21 protein-coding genes are annotated in these 20,200 nt (G+C 53.4%); 10 read left to right on the top strand and 11 right to left on the bottom strand.

From position 1 onward, the window contains the following. Window positions 1-7: 7 nt before the first annotated feature. From CKO_RS12365 to CKO_RS12335, 7 genes are read right to left on the bottom strand one after another with little or no spacing between them, the layout of a single operon-like run. Window positions 8-2,104 carry a flagellar biosynthesis protein FlhA gene (locus tag CKO_RS12365; protein ID WP_012133725.1) on the bottom strand — a complete coding sequence of 699 codons (2,097 nt, stop codon included), beginning with the start codon at window positions 2,102-2,104 and terminating at the stop codon, window positions 8-10. Continuing rightward, on the bottom strand, window positions 2,091-3,224 hold the full coding sequence (gene flhB / locus CKO_RS12360; RefSeq protein WP_012133724.1) for a flagellar biosynthesis protein FlhB: 1,134 nt from the start codon (window positions 3,222-3,224) through the stop codon (window positions 2,091-2,093). The genes CKO_RS12365 and flhB overlap by 14 nt, the downstream gene beginning before the upstream one ends. Continuing rightward, on the bottom strand, window positions 3,224-3,997 hold the full coding sequence (gene fliR / locus CKO_RS12355) for a flagellar biosynthetic protein FliR (protein ID WP_012133723.1): 774 nt from the start codon (window positions 3,995-3,997) through the stop codon (window positions 3,224-3,226). The genes flhB and fliR overlap by 1 nt, the downstream gene beginning before the upstream one ends. 6 nt (window positions 3,998-4,003) lie before the next feature. Next, window positions 4,004-4,276, bottom strand: a complete 273-nt coding sequence (fliQ, locus tag CKO_RS12350) for a flagellar biosynthesis protein FliQ (protein WP_012133722.1) — start codon at window positions 4,274-4,276, stop codon at window positions 4,004-4,006. 2 nt (window positions 4,277-4,278) lie between these two features. Then, window positions 4,279-5,031, bottom strand: coding sequence for a flagellar type III secretion system pore protein FliP (fliP, locus tag CKO_RS12345; protein WP_012133721.1), 753 nt, complete (start codon window positions 5,029-5,031; stop codon window positions 4,279-4,281). Next, on the bottom strand, window positions 5,028-5,426 hold the full coding sequence (fliN, locus tag CKO_RS12340) for a flagellar motor switch protein FliN (RefSeq protein ID WP_012133720.1): 399 nt from the start codon (window positions 5,424-5,426) through the stop codon (window positions 5,028-5,030). Before fliN ends, fliP begins: the two co-directional genes overlap by 4 nt. Continuing rightward, entirely contained in the window at window positions 5,419-6,303 is an 885-nt protein-coding gene (locus CKO_RS12335; protein ID WP_012133719.1) for a FliM/FliN family flagellar motor switch protein, read from the bottom strand. The genes fliN and CKO_RS12335 overlap by 8 nt, the downstream gene beginning before the upstream one ends. A gap of 510 nt (window positions 6,304-6,813) precedes the next feature. Here CKO_RS12335 and CKO_RS12330 point away from each other — a divergent pair. From CKO_RS12330 to CKO_RS12285, 10 genes are all read left to right on the top strand, one after another. Next, on the top strand, window positions 6,814-7,845 hold the full coding sequence (locus CKO_RS12330) for a sigma-54 interaction domain-containing protein (RefSeq protein ID WP_012133718.1): 1,032 nt from the start codon (window positions 6,814-6,816) through the stop codon (window positions 7,843-7,845). A 19-nt stretch (window positions 7,846-7,864) separates the two neighbouring features. Continuing rightward, window positions 7,865-8,233: a flagellar hook-basal body complex protein FliE gene (gene fliE, locus CKO_RS12325; protein ID WP_012133717.1), complete on the top strand. Its 369-nt coding sequence runs from the start codon at window positions 7,865-7,867 to the stop codon at window positions 8,231-8,233. A gap of 10 nt (window positions 8,234-8,243) precedes the next feature. Beyond that, window positions 8,244-9,935 (top strand): flagellar basal-body MS-ring/collar protein FliF, encoded by a 1,692-nt coding sequence (gene fliF, locus CKO_RS12320; protein WP_024130632.1) that lies wholly within the window; start codon window positions 8,244-8,246, stop codon window positions 9,933-9,935. Then, window positions 9,907-10,944 carry a flagellar motor switch protein FliG gene (locus tag CKO_RS12315; RefSeq protein ID WP_012133715.1) on the top strand — a complete coding sequence of 346 codons (1,038 nt, stop codon included), beginning with the start codon at window positions 9,907-9,909 and terminating at the stop codon, window positions 10,942-10,944. Before fliF ends, CKO_RS12315 begins: the two co-directional genes overlap by 29 nt. A gap of 3 nt (window positions 10,945-10,947) precedes the next feature. Then, window positions 10,948-11,706: a flagellar assembly protein FliH gene (fliH, locus tag CKO_RS12310; protein WP_012133714.1), complete on the top strand. Its 759-nt coding sequence runs from the start codon at window positions 10,948-10,950 to the stop codon at window positions 11,704-11,706. Further along, window positions 11,693-13,012 carry a flagellar protein export ATPase FliI gene (fliI, locus tag CKO_RS12305; protein ID WP_012133713.1) on the top strand — a complete coding sequence of 440 codons (1,320 nt, stop codon included), beginning with the start codon at window positions 11,693-11,695 and terminating at the stop codon, window positions 13,010-13,012. Before fliH ends, fliI begins: the two co-directional genes overlap by 14 nt. A gap of 6 nt (window positions 13,013-13,018) precedes the next feature. Then, a complete protein-coding gene (fliJ, locus tag CKO_RS12300; RefSeq protein ID WP_012133712.1) occupies window positions 13,019-13,462 on the top strand; it encodes a flagellar export protein FliJ in 444 nt (147 codons plus the stop codon). Between the two features lie 5 nt (window positions 13,463-13,467). After that, window positions 13,468-14,901 (top strand): glycosyltransferase family 2 protein, encoded by a 1,434-nt coding sequence (locus CKO_RS12295; protein WP_024130631.1) that lies wholly within the window; start codon window positions 13,468-13,470, stop codon window positions 14,899-14,901. A gap of 33 nt (window positions 14,902-14,934) precedes the next feature. Then, window positions 14,935-15,876, top strand: a complete 942-nt coding sequence (locus CKO_RS12290; protein WP_012133710.1) for a hypothetical protein — start codon at window positions 14,935-14,937, stop codon at window positions 15,874-15,876. 110 nt (window positions 15,877-15,986) lie between these two features. Then, window positions 15,987-16,874: a glycosyltransferase family 9 protein gene (locus CKO_RS12285; RefSeq protein ID WP_167316295.1), complete on the top strand. Its 888-nt coding sequence runs from the start codon at window positions 15,987-15,989 to the stop codon at window positions 16,872-16,874. Between the two features lie 99 nt (window positions 16,875-16,973). Here CKO_RS12285 and CKO_RS12280 read toward each other — a convergent pair whose 3' ends face one another. The 4 genes from CKO_RS12280 to flgM form a co-directional block, all read right to left on the bottom strand. Next, the gene (locus CKO_RS12280; RefSeq protein ID WP_012133708.1) at window positions 16,974-18,047 is read right to left on the bottom strand and encodes a glycosyltransferase family 2 protein; all 1,074 of its coding nucleotides are present in this window, start codon (window positions 18,045-18,047) and stop codon (window positions 16,974-16,976) included. Between the two features lie 18 nt (window positions 18,048-18,065). After that, window positions 18,066-19,313, bottom strand: a complete 1,248-nt coding sequence (locus tag CKO_RS23030; protein ID WP_012133707.1) for a class I SAM-dependent methyltransferase — start codon at window positions 19,311-19,313, stop codon at window positions 18,066-18,068. Between the two features lie 73 nt (window positions 19,314-19,386). Next, window positions 19,387-19,824, bottom strand: coding sequence for a flagella synthesis protein FlgN (locus CKO_RS12270; protein WP_012133706.1), 438 nt, complete (start codon window positions 19,822-19,824; stop codon window positions 19,387-19,389). 2 nt (window positions 19,825-19,826) lie between these two features. After that, complete coding sequence (flgM, locus tag CKO_RS12265) at window positions 19,827-20,099, bottom strand: flagellar biosynthesis anti-sigma factor FlgM (protein WP_012133704.1); 273 nt, start codon at window positions 20,097-20,099, stop codon at window positions 19,827-19,829. Window positions 20,100-20,200 lie beyond the last annotated feature (101 nt).

Genomic DNA, 20,200 nt, shown 5'->3' with positions numbered 1-20,200 from the left:
CTGCCGGTTATGCCAGCGTCCCTACGACGTTCAGATCCGCATCATCCGGCACTTCATTATAAGAAAGAATATGCAGCCCGCTGGCGAACAGTCGGCCATAGCGGGAGATCACCGGACGTAGCTGCGGCGTTACCAGCAGCAGCGGCGGCAGCCCTTTCGCCTTCATCTGCTCGTAAATCATCGGCATTGTCGTTTGCAACTGGGTCAGAATGTTCGGATCGACAGGGAAGCTATCCAGCGCCACTTTTCCGGCCTGCTGCGCCTGGTTGAGCGCGCCCAGCAGCATATTCTCCAGTTGGCTGTCGATGGTGTAGGCCGCGAGTTGTTGACGATCGCCGTTAATGGTGTGAACGATGGCGCGGCGCAGAGCATAGCGCACGTCGGAGGTCAGCAGCACGGGATCTTTCGTCACGGTGACGCTTTCCAGCAATGTGGACGCGATGGTGACGATATCCTTCAGTGAAATCTGCTCCAGCAATAACTGGCGATAAATGCGCAGCAGCAGACTGTAGTTAAACGCGGCATTTAAATCCTCCGCCAGCTTTGGCGCCTGGAGCGCCAGGCGCGCATGCAGGTGGGTAATATCGTCATAGTTAAACAGATCTGGCAGATGCTCGCGGGCGACCTTGTTGACGTGCGTCGCCACCACGCTCGCGCAGTCAACCACCTGATAACCAAGATTCAGCGCTTTCGCCTTTTGTTCCGGGTCGATCCAGACAATCGCCATGCCGTAAGCGGGGTCGGTATCCAGTATGCCGTTGATCTCCCCGTACAATTCAGTGCCGGGAATCGCCATCAGTTTTTCAGCCTGGACTTCGCCGAGTGCGGTACGAATGCCGTTGATATGAATCGCGTATTGCGCCGGTTTCAGGCGGAAGTTTTCCCGGATGCGGATCTCCGGCAGCAGTACGCCGCAGTGCTCGGAAATGACCTGGCGAACGCCGCGTATACGTTGTGACAACGGACTGCCCTTCGACTCATCCACCAGCGTGACCAGTTTATAGCCGAGATTCAGGCCAATGGGCTCCACCAATGGAATGCTTTCCCAGGAAACGCCTGGCGTCGCATCCGGCGCGATGGCTTCGGTGATGGCCTCCATATCCGTCTCTTCCTGGGCGGGCTGCACCGCTTTGCTCTGCCGCCAGGCGGCAAACAGCAGCAGGGCGGTGAAGCTCAGGAAGGCAATGTGCGGCATTCCCGGCACAATCGCGAGAATAAACATCACGAAAGCGGCGGTATAGAGCACCTTCGGGCGAGAGAGAAGCTGGATTTTAATCTCATCGCTGACGTCATTGCCTTCGCTGACGCGGGTCACGATAATCGCTGCGGCAGTCGCCAGCAGCAGCGACGGGATCTGGGCGACCAGACCGTCACCAATGGTCAGCAGTACGTACTGGCGGAACGCGTGGCTGGCATCGAGATCGTATTTAAAAATACCGATACAGATACCGCCGATCACGTTGATGATCAGCACCATGATCCCGGCGATGGCGTCACCGCGAACAAACTTCGACGCGCCGTCCATCGCACCGTAGAAGTCTGCTTCTTTCGATACTTCCTGTCGGCGGTTTCGGGCCTGCTGCTGGTTAATCAGACCCGCGTTCAGATCGGCGTCGATAGCCATCTGTTTGCCCGGCAACGCATCCAGGGTAAAGCGCGCGGAAACCTCGGAAATACGTTCCGCCCCTTTGGTGACTACCACGAAGTTGATGATCATCAGGATGATAAACACCACGAAACCGACGACGAAATCGCCGCCGATGACCACCTGACCAAAGGCTTCAATGACCTTACCCGCCGCGCCTTCGCCTTCATGACCGTGCAGCAACACCACGCGGGTAGAGGCGACGTTCAGCGTCAGACGCATTAACGTCGTGATCAGCAACAGCGTCGGGAAAATCGCAAAGTCCAGCGGACGCTGCATATTCACCGATACCAGCAGCACGATGACCGCCAGGACGATATTAAAGGTAAACAGAATATCCAGCATCAGCGGCGACAACGGCAGAATAACCATTGCCAGCACGCAGAGAAGCAGAATAGGCACGCCGACTTGCCCCTGACGGAGCACGCTCAGCGCGTTGCGCAATTTACTGTTCGCCATTGGCTTTCAGTACCTCTTGAGGAATGTTGATTTGCCTGTTCAGGCGGGGCTTTTGTTCCACGTTGCCTTCGCGCCAGGATTTTAATTGCATGACGTAGGTCAGTACGTGGGCAATAGCGCGGAAAAGCTGCGTGGGAATCTGTTGGTTAACGCGGGTGGTGTAATAAACTGCCCGCGCCAGCGGCGGAAATTCCACCACCTCGATATTGTGATTAGCGCCCACTTCACGGATCCAGAGCGCAACATCGTCGATTCCTTTAGCAACGATGTAAGGGGCTTCGGCACGCTGTGGATCATATTTCAGCGCAACGGCGTAATGCGTCGGGTTGGTGATGATAACGTCTGCCGTTGGTACGGTTCGTGCGATTTGCCCCATCGCCATCTGACGCTGAAGCTGGCGGATGCGTCCTTTAATCTGTGGATTACCGTCATTGTTTTTATACTCTTCTTTCACTTCCTGTTTGGTCATGCGCATTTTTTTGGTGAACATGAACTTACTGAGCGGTACATCCAGCAGGGCGAAAATGACGATAACGGCGATGAAGTAGCTGAAGACGTGACGAAAAATGGCAAACCCTTGTCCGATCGCCTGACGAAGATAAAGCTGTTGCAGGTGCAGCAGAGCGTGCATGGAGTCATGCACCATCATGTACAACACGGTAAGAATAATGCCGCACTTGAGCAGCATCTTGCCGACTTCCGTGTAGTGGCTGGCGGAAAACATCCGCTTGATGCCGCTAATGGGGCTGAGCTTTTTAAAATCCGGCTTCAGTTTTGTGGGGGTAAAAATCCAGCCGCCAGGCACCAGGCTTGCCACTATGCAGCACAGCGGAATCGGAATCAGCGTTGCGATAAAGCGCAGTACAACCCAGACGTTCAGCAGCATAAACTGATTCAGCGCCGTGGGATCGTCGAGCCTGCCCGCCATTTCACCGACAGCGGCAAACGATTCACGGATTAACTGCTGGTAATAGGGCAGAAATGCGGCAAGGGTGAAAAACGACGCCAGCAGTCCCGCCGCCATCGTCAGATCTTTTGAGCGCGGGAGGTCGCCTTTTTCACGCGCTTTGCGCAGTTTTCCGGGGGTGGGTTTTTCGCTTTTGTCGCCGCTGGAGGACATTACGACACCCTTATGGCGTCGAGCTTCGCCAGTATTTCATTGGTGAGATTGAGATAGTGATCAGGAATGTTGGTCACCATCATCGAGATACAGAGCAACCCAAACAGCATACTGATCGGAAAACCCAGCGAGAAAAGGTTCAGCGTTGGTGAAACGCGGTTTAGCAGGCCAAATCCGCCCTGCACAATCAGCATGACGAACGTCGTCGGCAGCGCGATAAGCGTCGCAGATGCCATAATCCAGCCCAGTCCCTGAACAATCAGCGTCAGCGTTGGCTGGTTAATCGCCTGACCAATAGGCCAGTAGCTAAAGCCTTTGAACAGAATCGTGACCAGCAGCAGGTGCCCATCCATGATGAAAAAGAGCAGTGCGCAGAAAACATAAATGATCTGCGAAATCACCGTAGTGGAGCTGCCGTTGACCGGGTCGTTCATCATCGCCATCCCCAGCCCCATGTTCATCGACAGAATATGCCCGGCGGTTTGCAGCGTGACAAAGACGAGCTGGAGCGCCATGCCGAACAGGAATCCCCACAGGAGCTGCTCGCCGATCAGCAAGACGGTGCGCATCGAAAGCAGTTCGCTGAGCACAACATTATTGGGCAGCATAGGGGTGATAATGATCGACAGCGCCAGCGCTGCGGCAATCTTAATGCGACGGGAAAAAGCCCGGTTGTCCAGCACGGGCGCGAACTGCAAAAACGCCAGGATGCGGAAAAAGGGCAGCACCAGAGCCATCAGCGGCGTGAACAGCGCCTGTATATCGATTCCCATCGCCGCTTAACCGACCAGCGCCGCCGCCTGGTGAAAGATCTGGATCGTAAAATCCACCAGTTGCGTCAGCATCCACTTACCGGCGAAGATCAGCACGCCCAGGGTGACGACCAGTCGCGGCAGAAAGCTCAGCGTCTGTTCGTTAATTTGCGTGGTGGCCTGAAAAATACTGACGCACAGCCCGACAATCAGGCTGGGAATAATGGCGACGGCGGAAATCAGCAGCACCAGATGGATGCCGGTCGCCATGATGTCGCCTGCCGTGTCCATGTTCATCATCGCTAAAGACCCTGAACGCTGGAGGCCAGCGTACCGACGATCAATGTCCAGCCATCGCACAGGACGAACAGCATCAGCTTAAAGGGCAGCGAGACAATCAGCGGCGAGAGCATCATCATCCCCATCGCCATCAGGATACTGGCGACAATCAGGTCGATCACCAGGAAGGGGATATAGATCATAAAGCCGATCTGGAAGGCGGTTTTCAGTTCGCTCAGCAGATAGGCCGGAGTCACGATCGTGAGATCCTGCTCGCGCGCATCGCCCTCGATCCCGGCGATGCTCATCATTTGCGCCATCGCTTTATTGTTCGTCTGGGCCAGCATGTAGTTCTTCAGCGGCACTTCCGCCTTCGCCAGCGCCTGTTTCAGCGTGATTTCATCTTTTTGAAAAGGGTCAATGGCGTCAGTATAAATCGTGGTCCAGACCGGGCGCATCACCAGCAATGTCAGCGCCAGCGCAATCCCGGTAAGAATTTTATTGGGTGGACTTTGTTGCAGCCCGAGCGCCTGGCGCAGAATCGCCAGAACGATAATGAAGCGGGTGAAACAGGTCATCATCAGCACCATGATCGGCAATAAGCCGAGCAGGGTCATCAGGATCAGGATCTCAATTTTAACGTTGTAATCCTGACCTGCGCCGTTGGCGGCGGTGCTAAAGAGGGTAATGTCGCCATTTGCAGCCAGTGCCGGTTGTGCGACAAGAAAACCCAGGAGCAGCAGAGCGATGCCGCTTCTGTTAAACAAGCGGTTCATCGCGTGAGCTCACCGAGTTCTTTGGCGTTGAATTCAATGATTCGCAGGCCGTATTTATCGTTGAGCACCACCACTTCTGCTTTACCAAACAGAATGCCGTTCACTTTAATGTCCAGCGGCTCGCCCGCCATCTTGTCCAGTTCGACCACCGAATCGCTGTTGACTGACATTAATTCAGCAAGCGAGATATTTACGGAAGCGACTTCCAGCGTCAGCGTCACGGGAATGCGGCTAAACAGCGCCATTTTACGGATATCCGTCATCGCGGTGTTGCGCGTTTCAGGCTGCAAATCCAGGCGGATATTCCCTTCGACGGTGTCTTCCTGCGTCATATCGCTAAGGTTCAGGTCATCCAGGTCAAGAGACTGGCTTAGCTCGTGTTGCAAATCACTCATATTGCTTCTCGGTTGTCTTATCATAGATATCGCACAAAAACAGCTTGCTACGATCTTCAACGATAGCAGCCTCAAAAATCTGTTCTTTGCCGATAAATACCGGTAAAGGTTCGTTAATGGCGATGGGGATGATATCCCCGGGTTTAATATCGGAAATCTGGGCGACGGTCAGGTTCAGGCTGGCCAGACGCCCGCTCAGTTTTAACGGCAGACTGTCGAACAACCGTTCTATCTGCGCAGGGTTCAGCGGCACGCTTTTCACGGCGCGGCTATCGGCCGCATCTGGCGAACGGAGTATCGCCAGCATCTGATCAACATGGTGGTGATCGAGCAGAATGGTAAAAGAGCCGTGATCGTACCCTTCGAGGGTAAAGGTAATGCACCAGGACCAGTGGCTAATGACCGTTGAATAATCGACCTTAATATCGAGATTTTCGCCAAAGGTTTCTTTGCAAATCACCAGTTGCGTGAGTTCCTGACCCAGTTTACTTCTCAGGCGCTCTTCTGTTTTTGTCACACGCAACGATTCATCTGGTGCAACATGGCTGCTGTCTTTACTTAAACCGTAATAATCATGAAGGATGTTCAGCAATAAGATGCGATCAATAACAAAGGCGACATTTCCGTAAGGCGTCGAAAAAACCTGCGCATTCTTATATTGCTGGTCGATTGCGAAGGTCATCGACTTCAACGCGGCATTAACACGGAGTTTCTTCAGAAAATAAATGCTCAGGCGTGCATCAAGTATGTCAAAACTGTCATTCATCAACTTGGGTAACTTGTGCCACGGCCGACCGAGTTTACTGGTGTCGAGCTTTACCAGAGAAGGTAAATCCTTTCTCTGATGAATTCTGACTCGCTGTGATGCAGGGTTCATGATTATTCCGGGTTACCAAAAGTTTAGATGAAAAATAACGCCACTTTTTGGTTGTTGTGTAGCGTGAACCGTAAAATTTCCTGGAGGTATTTGAGTTTTAAAAATTATGTGTCGCTCTTGAGCAACACAGAAGAAACGTCGCTGTCGAAAACTCTCACACATTACGTCAGGATGTAGATTAGACAATCTTAACCCTGCTATTGCAAGCATCAAGGGGTTATTAATCCATTATTTCTCTAGGGATTTTCTCATTAATAACTTTTTTAATTTATTGATTTTTATAGATTAATATTTTAATACCCATTAAAAACAAGACAATTCCTATTCGCTACGTATACTGCCTTTACTTTATGAAAGTTGCCTGATTCATGAGTTAAAAAAACTGTTTATTTTTATTAACATCTTATAAAAACCCATTAACAAACTGGGTTTGTGATGTTTTTAAAAGATGCTTTGAATAATGGCTGAACAGCATATTTCTTATTTTGTTTTTTCTGTTGGTACACCTAAATGAGTATTATCATTGAATGCGAAGATCGTAATAGAAATGGCTTTATCGCCGTTTCTCCTGCCAGCGTTAGCGTAATGTCGTTAGCGCGTCGCGTTGCTAAGTATAATGTATCAGTACTGATTACGGGCGAAACGGGAACAGGGAAAGAGTGTATCGCCAAATACATTCACGAGAATGCCTGCGGCAGTGACGCCCCGTATGTCGGCGTTAACTGTGCAGCTATTCCAGAGAGTATGCTGGAAGCCATTTTATTTGGTTACGAGAAAGGCGCGTTTACCGGCGCTGTTGCGAGTGTCGCCGGTAAATTTGAGCAGGCTAATGGCGGCACACTGCTGCTTGATGAGATTGGCGATATGCCGTTGGCGTTGCAGGCAAAATTACTGCGCGTATTGCAAGAGCAGGAAGTTGAACGTCTGGGAAGCCATAAGCGTATTCCGTTGGATATTCGCCTGATCGCTTCTACAAATAAAGATTTGCAGCAGGAAATTGCCGAAGGCCGTTTCCGCCAGGATCTTTTCTACCGTATTTCCGTCGTGCCTATTCATATTACGCCGCTGCGTGAACGCAGGCAGGACATCCTGCCGTTGGCCCAGCGTTTTATCACTAAATACCGCGCTTTTCATAAAGGCGATCTGCGTCTGAGCGATGAGGCGCGTACCGTCCTGCTCAGATACGACTGGCCGGGTAATGTCCGTGAACTGGAGAATGTGATTCAGCGCGGCATGATTTTGTGCAACGGCGAAGAGATTCACGCCGCCGACTTTGGCCTGGCCGTTCGCGTTTCCCAGCCTGAAGCGGCGGTTATCGAAATGATGCCTGCCTATCGCGAGCAGGAGACGGGCAACCCGTCGATCCGCGATGTCAAACTGCACGGACGGCTGGCGGAATACCAGTACATCATCGATCTGCTTAAACGCCATAAAGGCAACAAATCCAAAACCGCAGAGTTTTTAGGCATCACCCCACGCGCTCTACGTTATCGTCTCGCCTCCATGCGCGACGAGGGTATTGATATTGAATGTTATTCCTGAGGCCAGGAAGGATTGATGAATGGATAAGATTACTGCCGCAGGCATTAACACGACACACCAGGCGTTGCTGAACAGAATGCAGCAAACCGCTTCATTAGCGTCAGCCGGTTCGGTTGACGTCTCTTTAACTATCGCTCCCGCCAGCAACGCGTTTGGCGTCAGTGAACCGATTTCCTTTGCGGGCGCGCTGAATAACGCTATCGATAACGTCGATGCGATTCAACACAGCGCAGGCGCAAAGCAAAAAGCGATTGATATGGGGCTGAGCGACGACTTAGCCGGTGCGATGATCGAAAGTCAGAAAGCCAGCGTGGCTTTTTCGGCCATGATGCAGGTGCGTAATAAGCTCACCACGGCACTGGACGAAGTAATGAATATTCCGCTCTAAGGTTTTAACCGTGCTTACTAAGATTAAAAGTCGTCTCCCTTCCGTGTCGGTGCCATCCGGTCTGAATAAGCCCCAGCTCATGGCGATTGTGGGCGGCGTGGTGCTGGCGGCCGCGATTATTCTGTCGCTGTGGAACCGCAATCAGGGTTATGTCGCGCTCTATGGTTCGCAGGAACATCTGCCGGTGTCACAGGTGGTGGACGTTCTGGGGGCAGAAAACATCGCTTACCGCATTAACCCGGACAATGGCCAGATTCTGGTGAGCGAAAGCAAACTGCCGCAGGCGCGAATGGCGCTGGCGGCAAAAGGCATCAGCGCGGCGACGCCCGATGGCTACGAGTTGATGGACAAAGAAGAGATGCTCGGCAGCAGCCAGTTTATTCAGAATGTCCGTTACAAACGTAGCCTGGAAGGGGAACTGGCGAAGAGCATCATGGCGCTGGACCCCGTGGAAAACGCGCGCGTCCATCTTGGGCTTAACGAGTCCAGCTCCTTTGTATTGACCAATAAACCGACCAGCAGCGCATCGGTCATGGTGCAACTGCACTATGGCAGAAAACTGGATGAGCAGCAGGTCGCTTCTGTCATTCAACTGGTGGCCGGAAGCGTACCGGGTATGCAACCTGGCGCGGTGCGGGTGGTCGATCAGAGCGGTAATTTGTTGTCTGACGGCATCGAAGGCCCGGATGGCGGCATGACGAGCAAGCGCATGGGCGATGACGTCATGCAGCGCATTCGCGAGGATACCACGAAAAATATCACCAGCCTGCTGACGTCGTTAGTGGGGCCGGGCAACTTCCGTATCAGCGTCGCGCCGACCGTAGATTTAAGCCGTGTGGAAGAGACTCAGGAACGGCTGGGTAAAGATCCGCGCGTCAGCGATGAACAACTGAGCCAGGAAAACACCACCAATGAAATGGCGTTTGGCATTCCCGGCTCGCTGAGTAACCGTCCGGTCAACCCGACGCCGCAGACTCCCGCCAACCCGGCGGAGGGCAATCCGCCCGCTGAAAACGCTGCAAACGCCGCGAATAACACCGACCCGCGCTCGCTTTCCAGCCGCAGCCAGGAACAGCGTAAGTACGCGTTTGATCGTGATATTCGCCATATCCGCCACCCGGGTTACAAGCTGGAAAAACTGAGTGTCGCGGTGGTGCTGAACCAGGCCGCTCCTGCGCTGGCGAAAATTACGCCGGAACAACTGACGTCGATGACGCGCCTGGTGGAAAGCGCGGCGGGTATCGAAAAAGCGCGCGGCGATGCCTTAACGCTGGATGTTCTGACCTTCACGGCCCCGGCAGACGATGTCATGCCAGACCTGAAATGGTGGCAGGACCCTTCCATGCAGTACTGGGGACAGAATGGCGGAATTGGGCTGCTGGCCTTGCTGACATTGCTGTTTGGCGTTCGCCCGCTGGTACAGCGCTTTGGACGTCGCGACCCGATCACCCTGGATGGCGAGGCGACGAAGAAAGAGCTGGAAGCGCCTGACAATGGGGTGGTGATGAACGATGACGAGTTCGCCAGCCTGTCGAAAGCGGCGTTCAACAATAATGAAGATCTGCTGCCGCCGCAAAGCTCCGGCCTGGAAGCCAAAGTGGAATTCCTCCAGCTGTTGGCCCAGAGCGAAACCGAGCGCGTAGCAGAAGTACTGAAACAATGGATCAACAGCAATGACCGAAGCAACAGTAAGCCGGAATGATAAAAACCACTCAGCCTCAGCCGGGCGCAGCCGTCTGGAGCAGGCGGCGATCCTGCTGATGAGCGTAGGCGAAGAGGCCGCCGCGCAGGTGATGCAGAAGCTGAACCGCGAAGAGGTTATGTTGTTGAGCGAAACGATGGCGCGTCTCCATGATGTGAAGGTGCATCAGGCGCGTCTGGCAATGAACAATTTTTTCTCTGATTACCGCGAACAAAGCGGGATCAACGGCGCCTCACGCACGTATCTGCGCAGCATTCTGGAAAAAGCGTTGGGCGGTGAGATTGCCCGCAGCGTGATCAACGGTATCTACGGCGATGAAATTCGCTACCGTATGGCACGCCTGCAATGGGTCGATATCCCACAGCTGGCGGCATTGATTGAGCAGGAACATCTCCAGCTCCAGGCCGTTTTTCTCGCCTTCCTGCCACCGGATATTGCCGCCAGCGTGTTAAGCGTTCTGCCGCAAGAACGGCAGGATGAAATTATCTATCGCGTCGCGCGTCTGGACGACATCAACCGTGACGTTATCGACGAACTGGACAGACTGATCGATCGCGGCGTCGCAGTGCTTTCCGAGCATGGTTCAAAAGTGATTGGCCTCAAACATGCCGCCAACATCGTTAACCGTATCCCCAGCAATCAGCAACAGCTGCTGGATCAACTGCGCGAGCGCGATGAGAAAGTGGTCGAAGATCTGAAAGACGAGATGTACGAGTTCTACATTCTCAGTCGTCAGACGCCGGTGACGTTGCAGCGTCTGATGGATGAAATCCCGATCGAAGAGTGGGCGGTAGCCCTGAAAGGGACGGAGCCGGTTCTGCGTCAGGCCATCTTTAACGTGATGCCGAAACGCCAGGTCACGCTGCTGCAAAGCACCACGACCCGCCTGGGGCCAGTGCCGATCAGCCGTATAGAGCAGGTGCGCAAAGAGATCATGCAGGTTGTGCGCCAGCTGGCTGAAGAAGGTGAAATTCAGGTGCAACTGTTTGCCGAGCAGACGGTGGAGTAAACCATGTTCAAGAAACGGAGTTTACCGCTGGATGCCCTGACCGCCAGCCGCCAGGCGGTGGTTAAGCCGCGCTTATACCGCTTCCCGCCCCTGCGTAATCGCAGGATGCCTGCCGGTGTTGTCGCTGATGAAGACGCCGCACCGACGCTGGACCCCGCCGACTACCAGTTACAGGTAAAAGAGGGGTTCCAGGAAGGGATGAACCGGGGGTTTGCCCAGGGGATGGAAGAAGGCCGGGAAGAGGGCTACCAGGAAGGCATTCGTCTTGGTTTTGACGAAGGGATGCGCAAAGGGCTGATTGAAGGTAAACAGCAGGCGCGCCAACAGTTCCTGGACGCCGCCGCCCCGTTTGAACGCCTGACCGCAGAGGTGCGGAACTACCTGGATCGTTACGAGCAGCGTCGCCGCGAAGAGTTGCTGCAACTGGTGGAAAAAGTGACCCGCCAGGTGATCCGCTGTGAACTGGCGTTGCACCCGACGCAACTGCTGGCGCTGGTGGAAGAGGCGTTGACCAGCCTGCCGCATCAGCCGGAGCAGGTGCGTGTTCAGCTGAACAGCGAAGAATTTATGCGCATCAGCGAGGCCGAACCGGAGAAAGCGCGTGAGTGGGGACTGGTTGCCGATCCTTCTCTGGAGCCGGGAGAGTGCCGCGTTATCACCGATACCACGGAGATGGATGTGGGCTGTCAGCACCGTCTCGATCAGTGCGTAGATGTACTGAAAAACAGTTTGCTGCCGGAATCGCCGCATGAGCAGCCTTGATTTTGAAGAGGCGCTGCGCTCTATCGAGCAGATCGATCTGGCGCGCGTCGCCGGGCGGTTGGTCAGGGTCAACGGCATTCTGCTGGAGTGCGTCGGTTGTCGTCTGGCGGTAGGGCAGATGTGCCACGTTGAAAGCGTCGATCAGGAGATGATGGATGCGCAGGTGGTTGGCTTTGATCGTGACGTGACCTACCTGATGCCCTTCAAGCATCCCTCTGGCCTGATCGCTGGCGCCCGCGTGTTTCCCGCAGGCAAAACTGAAGGGGTTATGATCGGCGATCAGTGGCTGGGACGCGTGGTAAACGGTCTTGGCGAACCTCTTGATAATAAAGGAAAGCTCGGCGGAGATACGCTGTTAGCACAGCAGCTTCCGCAGGTGCATCCGCTTAAGCGTCAGCCTGTTCATGCGCCGCTGGACGTTGGCGTTCGCGCCATCAACGGCTTGCTGACTATTGGTAAAGGCCAGCGCGTCGGGCTGATGGCGGGCAGCGGCGTCGGTAAAAGCGTTCTGCTCGGCATGATCACGCGTTACACCCGGGCGGAAGTCGTGGTGGTAGGACTGATCGGTGAGCGAGGCCGTGAAGTCAAAGAGTTTATTGAAAATGCTTTGCAGGCTGAAGGGCTGGCGAAGTCGGTGATTGTCGCCGCGCCAGCGGATGAATCGCCGCTGATGCGCATTAAAGCCACCGAGTTATGCCACACCATTGCCAGCTATTACCGCGATAAAGGGAAAGACGTTCTGCTGCTGGTGGATTCCCTCACGCGTTACGCGATGGCGCAGCGCGAAATCGCCCTGTCGCTTGGCGAACCACCTGCGACCAAAGGCTATCCGCCGTCGGCGTTTGGGATGATCCCGCGGCTGGTTGAAAGCGCCGGAAACAGCGAAAGCGAGGGATCGATGACCGCGATCTATACGGTGCTGGCGGAAGGGGACGATCAGCAAGATCCGATTGTGGACTGCGCCCGCGCGGTGCTTGACGGGCATATCGTGCTTTCGCGCCACCTTGCCGAGGCCGGGCATTATCCGGCGATTGATGTCGGCCAGTCTATCAGCCGCTGTATGAGTCAGGTGACGGAGCGTGAGCACCAGCTCGCCGCCCGCACGCTGAAACAGCTGTATGCCGAATACCAAAGTATTAAACCGCTGATCCCGCTGGGGGGATACGTTGCAGGCGCCGATCCGCTGGCAGACAGAGCGGTACGCCTTTCGCCCGCGATCAATCAATTCTTACAACAGGAAGTCCAGGATGCCGCGCTGCTTGAGCCGACAATCAGCGATCTGTGCGCCCTGGCGCAGGCAGGGTAATGCACGATGAGCAAACTGATTTCTACGCTTGAGCAACTTCACCTGCTGCGCACCCGCGCGGTAGAAGACTTAAGCACGAAGCTGGCATCGCAAAACCAGCTGTGCCAACGGTTTGAGAAAAATATCGATACGCTGACGTCACTTGCTGCGGGTCTGGTGTCCCAGAGCGCCAACAGTGCGGCCATGATGATTAACCAGTCGAAATATAAACATAACATTCAACGCATTATCGACTGGCAAAAACAGGAGCAGGCGCTGGCGCACCTGGAAGCGCAAAAAATTCAGGGCAACCTGCTGGCGGAGGCGAAGCGGGAAAAAAGCATTGAGCTGGTTCTCGACGCTAAACGCGCTGACCGGCAGGCTGAAATCAACCGTCGGGAACAGAAAATGACCGATTCGCTCTCTGCCCAGTGCTGGCTGCGTCAACAACGTCTGATTCGTCAACGATAAGCGCTATGAAAAGAAACAAACCGGGTTTCCCGCAAACGTCTTCGCGTTCTCTGATGGGGACGCTGATTCACCGTCAGCAGACGGCGCGCGTTCACAGCACGCCGTTCGTTAGCGTCGTCTGCCCGACGTATAACCGACGCGAGTTCCTGCCGTATCTGCTGTATATCTGGCAGTACCAGGACTATCCGGCCGACAAACGCGAACTGATTATTCTGGATGATTCTCCGGTCAGCAATGCCGATCTGATTGAGATGATGACGGACCCGTCGCAGCCTAACGTGCGTTATGTCCACAGTGAAGCGCGTCTGGTATTGGGGCAAAAACGTAACATGCTCAATGCGATGGCGCAGGGAGAGTACATCCTGTGTTTTGACGATGACGATTATTACCCGCCGGATAAAATTTCCTGGCAGGTGGCGCAGATGCAGGCCAGCAACGCGCTGTTCTCCGGCAGCGATCAGATTTATATCTGGTACAGCCATCTGGACAAAATCTATATCACGCACCCTTTCGGGCCGAGACATGCGCTGAACGGCACTTTTGGGTATCACCGCAATTTGTTGAAAAAAAATCGTTATGACGACGATGCGACAAAAGCGGAAGAGACGGGATTCCTGAAAGGCTTTACCACGCCGGTTCACCAGATAGATCCGAAGCGCGCCATTCTCTGTATTTCGCACAGCAGCAATACCTATGACAAAGATTTCATCATGGGCAGCTCCACGCCGGTGGATCTGACGCTGGAAGACATTGTCGATGACGCGAACTTGCTGGCGCACTACCGTCGACTGAGTCATGCGCCGCTGAATGTTCAGGTGAACTGGCAGGCTTTTGAAAAGGTGGCGGTGCTCTACGACCCGGCAAAAGAGGCGGAGCTGGCCCGTCGCTGCGAGGCTTTACTGGATTTTGGCCTGCGCGGCGAACAGATCTGGCCGGTAGCGAAAAACGCGGAGGCGTCGGCGGAACGGGCGGAACTGGCAACGCACTGCCAGGTGCTTGAGCGGGCGCAGAAAGAAGGCTGGAAAAATGTGCTGCTGCTGGATGCCGACGTGCAGTTCGTCAAAAAAGAGAACGCCGTTAACGACATCAACAAGCTGCTGAATGGCCTGAACCAGCTTAACTGGCAGGTGCTTCTGCTCGGCGGGCGCTATGAAAACTTTACGCTCACCCAGTCATTGAAGGGCGTAGCGCGGATCTATAACGCGGGCTGCGGCTGCGCGTATGCCGTTAACGCAGGTTATTACGATGCCCTGCTGGACGCCTATCGCCAGGCGATGGACTATCCGGCAAGCCTGGATCGCTGCTGGGCGGCATTAATGAATAAGGGGGATTTGTGGCTGGGATTCAGCCCGAGCTTTGCCTTCCTGCAACATCACCCGGACCCTAAAAGTGGCGAAATCATCGATTGTACGCACTGGTTTTTCCGTAAACACCGCTAACCGCAGGCCAGAATACGCCTGGAGAGAGCAAACATGGAACTGATAGAACATTACCAACCTGAATTTGTGTCACGCTTTGATGCGCGAGAAACCCCGTGCCAGTGCCCGGCTTGCCAGCATGCGCAGCAAAACTGGCCGCGTATTAGCGTGAAGCTGAAAAACCAGCAGCGTGAAAGTCTGGATATCACCTGTGAAGCGGCGGCCAGAGAGATGCTGCTTAACCCGGAGGCCTTTATCCTGCACACCTCGCAAGGGGAGGCGCAGGGCGAAGATGAGTTATCCGCCTGGAGCGAAACCCTGAACCAGCAATGTATTAACCTGGCGGTACATCCTGCGCTGTCGCTGGAAGGCAGCCTGTATGCGATCGGCGTTTTGCTGAGTAAGGCGCAGCAGTATCTGGACGGCGGCGAGCACGATCCGGCCCTGCTGTCCTCTATGGGAGAGCAACTGGCAATGCTGGCAGAACAGGGCGTGCTGACACAGCAGTTTGCGCTGTTGCCTCCGATTGCTGAAAACCGCATTGCCGCGCTAAAAGAGATGGGCCGGGTACGCCTGAATCTGAATCTGCCGCTGACTGAAAAAATGAGCGTGGCGCTGAAAATGAGCGAGCTGTCGGTGATGCAGCCAGCGCGGTTGGCGGATCGTCTTCAGCAACTGGAATCGCTCTGGTCAACCATTCCGCTGTTTGATGAACAGCCACACATCCTGCGTAATGCGCTGATTTATCAACTGTATAACGATGTATTCCCCGGCATTCAATGCACCAACTACGGTGAGGCGCTACTGGGGCTGGCCAACCAGTTCTTCCAGATCAAAATGCTGTGCGCAATCCGCTGCGAACAGGGAGCGCTGACGCAGGATGATGTCGTGCTGCTGATTAACGCGCTGAAGGGGTGGCAGCAGCAGAATCCGTTCTCCGCGAATGCGGCGCATACCTCTGACTACAGCCTGCTGTGCGGGTTGTCGCTGTTGTAATAAATCATATGGATACTGTTTATTTACATCTTAATGCTGCAATGGGAGATACCCTGTATCTCCTGGCAGCGTGCAGAGCCATCAAAAATAAAACAGGCGCGAGCATCATTATGTTGAGCCAGCCGCACTTTAGCGCGCTGGCGCGGGCATGCCCGCATATCAGCGAGGTCTGGCCGGTGGACTCTCTTAGTGCGGAGCAGCATCAATGCATTCAGCGGGCGCAGGCGCAAGGGCGACTCTTTGACTTTACGCATTGGGCCCATGCGCTCAGACCGCGACATATGATCGATGCTTTTCTCGCGCAGGCAGGGCTTGAGGCGTCCGCAGCGGATAAACACCTCGATTTGGTCATTCCAGAATCTGCCCACAGTGCCGTTGACGCGTTCTGGCAGCAACATAAATTAGAGAACGCGCCGGTGTTATTAATGCACCCTAATATTGGGCACCCAAACCGGACCTGGCCGCAAAATAACTGGCATGAGCTGGCGCAAATGTGGCTGCAAACGGGGTGGCAAGTTGTGTTCATTGGGAGCAATAACAACTCTGAGGCGGGAAAATCGATGGCGGAAGCGTATCCGGCCGGGGTTATCAATGCCATTGACCGCTTTTCAGCGCTGGAAACGGTTGCGCTTATGCAGCGAGCGAACATGCTGGTTTCCTGTGATTCAGGGCCGGTCATGCTTGCGGCGGCAACAGATATCCCTGTGGTAGCCCTCTATTCAACCGTGGCTGCGGAACACCGGTTGCCGTTTCGTTATGGGGAAGCGGGCTGGCGTTGTATGGGAATTGATCTCGCCTGTAGCCATGGGCCATGTGCGCGTTTGCTGATGAACGATGTCATTTTCACCACCGTGCTTAAACGCCCTTTTGATGTGCCGACGACTCAGGAATTTGCAAACTGGTGCGTTCATAAAACCCCTTTCCGTTGTCTGCGACAATATGAACCGGCGATGCTGTATACCCAAATGGTCAGTTTTGTTTTATCGCTCCAGGAATAACGTTATTTCTTGTCGTGCCGGTTCCTGAAGGAATATCTGGTAAAAGCGATTGGCTATGCGGCATAGCCAATCGTATTGCTAAATAGCGTGGTATGAAGACTAAAAACCTTCGGCTAATATTCTTCTTTTGTTCTTTATCGCCAGTTCAATTCTGCCTGATAGCGCGATGAATTCGCTCTCATCAATAATATTGCTGTCGCGAGCAATTTGGTTAATCAAGGCATGCAGCAACACAAGCCCATTCTCTGTTGGCGTGTCTACATACAGTTCATGAAAAATGGATGCCAGATAGTGAATCATCTTCTGTGCGGAAAATAAAGGCAGCGTTTCGGGCAAATTACGGATTATCGCATCCTGATATAGCATACCCGTATATCGGTTTAAACATTGTACGGTTTGGGGATTGCTGATATTTCCGGCCCGGGGAAGCAGCAGTCGGAAGGTATCAAGGATAGCCAGCGCGCGTTTTGCTTTGCTGCTGGAAGTGGTGATTGAGCCGTTACGAATGGTATGGAAATACAGTCTGTCGGCAAGGCACCTTACTTTTGCGTCGGGCACGCTGAGCAGCAATTCGGTGGTGAAGTATTCATCCTCAAAAAACGGTGTCTTAAACCGCATATGAGCATATGTTTTTCGCCGCCAGGTATATCCCCAGACCACAACGGAGTAACCGTGTCCTGTTCGGGCGCGTTCGGTAATGCAGTGATTAAAGAACGTTTCGGCATGAAATGTTTTATTAATCAGATTACGCGGCCGTTGATAATACCCGGAAACCATATTGTTGCTGATATGGTGCAGGTGAAATTCCAGATGGGTGGAGAAAAACAGGACATCCAGGTGATGCTTTTCCATTTCGCGCACAATGGTTTCGATACCATCCGAAGCGATATGATCGTCAGAGTCCAGGCAATAAATATATTCACCTGATGCGCTTGCTAACGCGGCGTTGCGGGCCTCGGCAAGTCCTCTGTTTTCCTGGTCAACGATACGCATACCCGGCAGACGGCTCTGATAACGCGCCAGAATATCCCGGGAGTTATCTGTCGAACCGTCATTAACCGCGATAATTTCCAGATGCCGCCAGGTCTGCGCAACGAGTGAATCAAGGCAGCGCTCAAGGTATGCGCTGACATTGTAGACCGGCAAAATAATCGATACGACAGGGTGATTCATTGGCTACTCTCCCTGTTGCTATGATTTCAGCTTTTGGATGATTATCTCAATTGCGGATTCAGCAAACGCCGTCCGCGTTTGATCGAATCGAGGCATACCTTTTAAATGGCTATGATTCAGCCTCTCTATTTTCTCAATGCTGAAGTTCCCTGGCAGGGTTTGTAATAACGATAATACGTTGACGGAAACAGGCGACCAGCTCCGATGCTTAAAGGGCGTAAAAGTATGTTTATGATCGTCGTTGAAGGTTGATGGCCAAACGCCTTGCTCGTATAAATCTTCGTCTGGAATGGTTAAAACCAGATGACCGCCGGGTTTTACGACCCTTAACCAATGAGGCAGCGCGACGTAGGGGTCCATAACATGCTCCAGGCAATGCCCTGAATAAACGAAATCAAATTCGTTATCCGGTACTCTGGCTAAATACTGCGCGTCACCTTGTTGAAGATCGAATACGGTTATTGATTGGATTAAAGGAAACAGGCTTTGATACAACGCAATACTGTCATCGCCGCCGCCAATATCCAGACCTTTTCCTGACAGCCAGCGAGTACTGAAACGCGCATCAAGCAATCGCCTGTTAATTGACATACAGGTTGTTCCTGGTATCCCCGTTCGAAATACGGGGGCGGCAGTCCGGTCTCCTGCCAGAATATGGGTGTTAACGCCGAATTCTCGCCAGCTTTTAGGCCAAAGTACAACGTAGCCCTGGTCATCGGGATAATGTTTGATGATATGCGTCCCGCTATAGGCCTCAAGCGCTTCCAGAAACGCGTTCTCAGCGTCTTCTGTGGGAGGAGGGAGCGCTTTGCAGCCGGTGGCCTCATGCATAACGCGAAGATAGATACGGCTATCATCAATAATAATCAGCGCATTATCCGCAAATTCTTTTAGCTGGCGTAACTCATTGAGCAGAGGAAGGCGCGTTTCCTCATTGTATTTATTGCTCTGGTAGTCCTCGAATTTAAAATCCGCGCCGGGGAAGTGTGCATCCAGAAAAACAACGGCGCGCTTGATGAAAAGAGTGCGTTTAATTTCTTCATGGGACAAAAATGTCAGGCTGTCTTCATTGTACAGATGCAGATTGTCTATTTTTGGCGCGGCATCAAATAACGGTTTATAGATTTCACAGGAATAAACTTCTTCAGCACCTGAGCGTAAGGCATATACACTTGATGCACCTTTACCAAAACCTGTTTCAATTACATGAGTAACACGATAGTGACGAATCAGGTGGGGAAGGTTGAAGCGTCGTAATTGCCCCATAATATTGGCCTCGATGAAAATTACGGATAGAACGCAAACGGAACAAAGCTACAAATCAATAAATTACAGCGCATTACCCCTGCTGATACAGCCAGTTTTCGGGTTCGCTGATATTCAACAGATTGGTCAGAATCTCCTGCTGCATATTCATCAGCATGGCGTTGTATTCATTGGTGGCCTGACATTGCGCGACCTGTTGCTGGAGACTTTGCCAGAGAGCGGAAACGGAAGGCTGGTGGGCGGCAGGCAGGCGGGCAATGAGCGTTTGCATGCCCTGCGCGTTGGCGTTAATGCCTAACCGCTCAAGCAGGCGATAACGTTGCTGACTGTGCTGCGACAAGTGCTGGTAGCACGCCATGATTTGCGCGTTCAGCACGTCAAGCTCTGCGGCGCGGCGCGCAATAATGTGGTCGCGCTGCTGTATGAGTAAATCATTCAGGACATGGTAATGCTTACGGTCTTCGGCCATGTCCTGTATCAGTGTTTTAACGCTCTGAGCGGCGTTAGTCATAATTACCTCTGGAAATACTTCTGCATCGCATCCGTCAGCGAATCGAGGTTAACCGCGATTTTACCGCTGCTGATAGCGTCTTTCATTTCAGCTACGCGCGCCATATCCACTTCCGGCAGCGCAGAGAGTTGTGTTTGCGCATCGCCCAGTACCGGATCGATCGCGGCGCTGCGCTCAATTTTCGTGCCTTCCTGAGCGACAGTGCGGGTCTGTTCTGCGGCGCTGCTCTTGTTGATTGCGGTTGCCAGATTGTATTGATTCGCTACTACTTTCATCGCTTCGCCTCTTTTTCATCTTTTCGTTATGGTTGCGGATGAATCCTGCCCTGCGGAAGGAGGGCTTCCGATGCCCTCACCGTTAAAGAGCGGCCTGCTGC

Origin of the sequence: Citrobacter koseri ATCC BAA-895 (assembly GCF_000018045.1) — a bacterium.
Taxonomy (GTDB): Bacteria; Pseudomonadota; Gammaproteobacteria; order Enterobacterales; family Enterobacteriaceae; genus Citrobacter_B; species Citrobacter_B koseri.
Note: the sequence above shows the minus strand (reverse complement) of the source record. Positions and strands in the feature narration are given on the sequence as shown.